Annotated in this window: 2 protein-coding genes; both read left to right on the top strand. The window is 32.1% G+C overall.

The annotated features are described in order from the left end of the window. Nucleotides 1-410: 410 nt before the first annotated feature. Nucleotides 411-3,941, top strand: a complete 3,531-nt coding sequence (gene nifJ / locus E6248_RS13120) for a pyruvate:ferredoxin (flavodoxin) oxidoreductase (protein ID WP_316341242.1) — start codon at nucleotides 411-413, stop codon at nucleotides 3,939-3,941. 269 nt (nucleotides 3,942-4,210) lie between these two features. Beyond that, nucleotides 4,211-4,819 carry a copper homeostasis protein CutC gene (locus E6248_RS13115; RefSeq protein ID WP_316341241.1) on the top strand — a complete coding sequence of 203 codons (609 nt, stop codon included), beginning with the start codon at nucleotides 4,211-4,213 and terminating at the stop codon, nucleotides 4,817-4,819. The last annotated feature ends 116 nt before the right edge of the window (nucleotides 4,820-4,935 follow it).

Raw genomic sequence — 4,935 nt, 5'->3', positions numbered from 1 at the left:
ATAATGAAAAATTAAGATAATGAAAGAATGAAAAAATGAGGGAAGAGGTTTTGCAATGCAAAACCTCTTTTGTTTTAAAGATTACCTTATAAAAAAATCTGTAAGGATTTTTTTAGGGGCATTCTTTCACTTTTCCATTCTTTCATTAATATGATTTTACATAATATAATCAGAATGTCGACTTGGAGAGAAGTAGGCTTTATATAGGCATAATATGCATAAATATGAATATTGAAAATTGATTAAAAGTATAGTGATTATCTTTAAAGAACTATTATTATTTGGTATATTATAGATGTAGGTGTTCAATATAAGATTGATTTTTGTATATTTGAACATATCTATGTAAAAACTAAAATATTATTGCAACTTATATATACAATAAAGTTCAAAGGAGGTATGTAGACAAAATGAGAAGAACAAAGACCATGGATGGAAATACTGCTGCAGCTCATGTGGCATATGCTCTTACAGAAGTTAGTACAATTTATCCAATAACTCCATCTTCACCAATGGCTGAACATATGGATGAGTGGGAGGCAAAGGGTAAGAAAAATATATTTGGTAAACCTGTAAAGTTAGTTGAAATGCAATCAGAGGCTGGGGCAGCAGGTGCTCTTCACGGTTCTCTACAAGCAGGGGCATTAAGCACTACTTTTACAGCATCTCAAGGTTTATTACTAATGGTTCCTAATATGTATAAGATTGTTGGTGAAAGATTACCAGCAGTTATACATGTTGCAGCTAGATCTATTGCAACATCTTCTCTAAGTATTTTTGGAGATCACCAAGACGTTATGGCAGCAAGACAAACAGGATTTGCAATGCTTTCAGAAGGTTCAGTACAAGAAGTAATGGACTTAGCTCCTGTTGCTCATTTAACAGCTATTAAAGCAAGAATGCCTTTTATTAATTTCTTTGATGGATTTAGAATATCCCATGAAATTCAAAAGATTGAAGTTCTAGAATATGATGAGCTTGCTAAATTAGTTGATTATGAAGCTTTAAATAATTTTAGAAAAGGTGCTTTAAATCCAGATCATCCAGTTACAAGAGGTACTTCACAAAATCCAGATGTATATTTCCAATTAAGTGAATCATTAAATAAGTATTATGAAGATATTCCAGATATAGTTGAAGAATATATGTCTAAGATTACTGAACTTACAGGTAGAGAATATCATTGCTTTGATTATTATGGAGATAAAGAAGCAGATAGAATAATAATTGCTATGGGTGCAGTAACTGAAGTTGCTGAAGAAACTATAGATTATTTAAGAGCTAAGGGAGAAAAGGTAGGCCTTGTTAAGGTAAGACTTTACAGACCATTCTCTATTGAAAAGTTATTAAAAGTAATTCCAAATACAGTTAAGAAAATTGCCGTTTTAGATAGAACTAAGGAGCCTGGATCAGTAGGTGAGCCTTTATACTTAGATGTTGTTAGAGCTGTTAATGAAATGAATAATCCACCTAAGGTTTATGGTGGTAGATTTGGGTTGTCTTCAAAAGATCCATATCCTTCACATATAGCTGCAGTATTTGAGAATTTAAAAGCTGATAAACCTAAAAATGGATTTACTATTGGTATAGAAGATGATGTAACTAATCTGTCTTTAGATCCAATTGAAGAAGTAGATGCAACTCCAGAAGGAACTACAGAATGTAAATTCTGGGGATTAGGATCAGATGGTACAGTAGGCGCTAATAAGAGTGCAATAAAAATAATTGGTGACCATACTAATATGTATGCTCAAGGATATTTTGCTTATGATTCAAAGAAATCTGGTGGGATAACTGTATCTCATTTAAGATTTGGTAAATCATTAATTAAATCACATTATGAAATAGAAAAGCCTAACTTTGTGGCTTGTCACAATCAATCTTATGTCTATAAGTATGATGTTCTAAAGGGATTAAGAAAAAATGGTGTATTTGTCTTAAACTCTATTTGGGATGAAGCAGAACTTGAAGAAAAGCTTCCAGCTAAGATGAAGAGATATATAGTAGAAAATAATATAGATTTCTATATTATAAATGCTATAAAGATTGCTCAAGAAATAGGACTTGGTGGAAGAATTAATATGATAATGCAAGCTGCTTTCTTTAAGCTAGCTAATATTATTCCTATTGAAGATGCAGTTAAGTATTTAAAGAATGCAGTAGTTGAGTCCTATGGTAAAAAAGGTGAGAAAATTATTAATATGAATTATGAAGCTATTGATAAGGGCTTAGATTCATTAGTTAAGATTACTCCTAAGGATTCATGGAAAGATGCTGTAGATAAGGAAGAGAGTGAAAAGAAGGTATTACCTAAGTTTGTTGAAGAAATTTGCATTCCTATTAACAGTTTAGAAGGAAGTAATATTCCTGTTTCAACATTTATAGATTCAGGTACTTCTGATGGAACATTTATGTCAGGTACTACTGCATTTGAAAAGAGAGGAATTGCTGTTAATGTTCCAGAATGGCAACAAGATAAATGTATCCAATGTAACCAATGTGCATTTGTTTGTCCACATGCTGTTATTAGACCATTCTTAGCTACTAACAAGGAAGCAAAGAATGCTCCAGATAGCTATAAGACTATAAAGGCTAATGGAGTTAAGGGAAATAAAGAGTATCAATACACTATTGGAATATCTACTTTAGATTGTACTGGATGTGGAAACTGTGCTCAAATATGTCCAGCTCCAGGTAAGGCTTTAGTTATGAAGCCTATAGAAACTCAAACAGATCAAATTAAAGCATGGGAATATGCTATTGATGGATTATCACCGAAGGAAAATCCTATGAGTAAGAATACAGTAAAGGGAAGTCAATTTGAGGAGCCTTTATTAGAATTCTCAGGAGCTTGTGCAGGTTGTGGAGAAACCCCATATGCTAAGCTTGTAACTCAATTATTTGGTGATAGAATGATGATTGCTAATGCAACAGGTTGTTCATCAATTTGGGCTGCATCAGGTGCATCAACTGCATATAAAGCAAATAGTGAAGGGCATGGACCTGCTTGGGCTAATTCATTATTTGAAGATAATGCAGAATATGGACTTGGAATGTTCTTTGGGGTTAAGACTATAAGAGAAAGAATTGCTGATAATGTAAGAATAGCTTTAGAAGAAGGAAATCTTTCAGATAAATCTAAAGAAGTACTACAGGATTGGTATGACCATAGAGAAAGTGGTGAAGGAACTAGAGAAAGAGCTAGATTATTGACTGCAGCTTTAGAGTCTGAAAACTCAGAAATAGCTAAAGAAATCTTAAAGGATAAGGAATTTTTCGTTAAGAGATCTCAATGGATATTTGGAGGAGATGGATGGGCATATGACATTGGATATGGTGGATTAGACCATGTATTAGCTTCAGGTGAAGATATTAATGTCTTAGTATTTGATACAGAAATTTACTCAAATACAGGAGGTCAATCTTCAAAGGCAACTCCAGAAGCAGCTGTTGCTAAATTTGCAGCTACAGGAAAGAGAACCAAGAAGAAGGACTTAGGACTTATGGCTATGACTTATGGGTATGTTTATGTAGCTCAAGTTTGTATGGGCGCTAACTTAAATCAAACTCTTAAAGCAATAGCAGAAGCAGAGGCTTATGATGGACCTTCATTAATAATTGCTTATGCAACTTGTATAAGTCATGGGATTAAGCTTGGAATGTCAAATACTCCTTATGAAGAAAAGAGAGCTGTTGATTCAGGATATTGGCATTTATATAGATACAACCCAGATTTAAAGGTTCAAGGTAAAAATGCCTTTGCTTTAGATTCTAAAGAACCAAGTAGTAGTCTTAGAGACTTCTTAATGGGCGAAGTTAGATATTCATCACTTGCTAAGGCTTTCCCAGAAATAGCAGATGAATTATTTGCTAAGACTGAAGAAGATGCTAAGGAAAGATATGATAGATATAAGAGCTTATCACAAAATTCAATATTATAATTAGAAGAACTAATCCAGGCGTGTAGCAGTGCTTATCTCCCACTTATAGAAGGCGGGAGTGTTAACAATGGTAGCAATCGGATAAATAAAAAACTCAGTCTTGTGATTTATTATTTTATATTGTACAGTTAAAGTAAGTACTATATAAAATAAAACTCATCTAGATTGAATTTTTATTTTAGAGTGTAAAGTGTGACATTATTTTATTATTGATATAATAATAAATGTAAATATATTAGGTTAATAGTTATTTAACTAAGGAGGATATTATGAAATTATTTGAGAAATGTGTAGGTAGCTACAGTGAAGCTGCGGAAGCTGAGGTTTTAGGAGCAGATAGAATTGAATTTTGCGACAATCTTATAGAAGGAGGAACAACTCCTAGTTATGGAAATATCAAAAAAGTAATTAATACTCTTAAGATTCCAGCAATGGTTATTATAAGACCTAGAGGCGGAAACTTTGAATTTTCAAAAGATGAAGCTGATATTATGATTGAAGATATAAGAATGTGTAAAGAATTAGGAATTTATGGAGTTGTAATAGGTGCTTTAAAAGGAAATGAAATAGATTTAGAACTAACTAAAAGATTAGTAGAAGAAGCAAAACCTATGAAAATTACCTTCCATATGGCCTTTGATGAAATTGAAGATAAAAAGAAGGCTATCGATGAATTAGTAGATTTAGAAGTAGATAGAATATTAACTAAAGGTGGAACAGAAGATGCTATGGCAGGTAAGGATGTTCTAAAAGAATTAATCGAATATGCAAATGATAGAATAATAGTTATGCCAGGAAAAGGTGTAAATAAGGAAAATAGAGATTACTTATTAGAGTACACTGGTGCTAAAGAAATTCATGGAACTAAGGTAGTTTAAGAATTTTATATAAGAGAATTACTATATTTATAGAAGAGGCTGTATGAAAGTCTCTTCTATTATTTTTTACTTAGAAATATATTTCTCTATAAATACTTTATTAATTAATTATATAA

The sequence above is a fragment of the Clostridium sp. genome (assembly GCF_032552055.1).
Classification (GTDB): Bacteria; Bacillota; Clostridia; order Clostridiales; family Clostridiaceae; genus Clostridium.
The sequence above is the reverse complement of the archived record's forward strand: the minus strand, read 5'-3'. Positions and strand labels throughout refer to the sequence as shown.

Bases quoted from the DNA above. Each gene is read 5' to 3' on its own strand.
- nifJ (WP_316341242.1), top strand. From the start codon at position 411: ATGAGAAGAACAAAGACCATGGATGGAAATACTGCTGCAGCTCATGTG.
- E6248_RS13115 (WP_316341241.1), top strand. From the start codon at position 4,211: ATGAAATTATTTGAGAAATGTGTAGGTAGCTACAGTGAAGCTGCGGAA.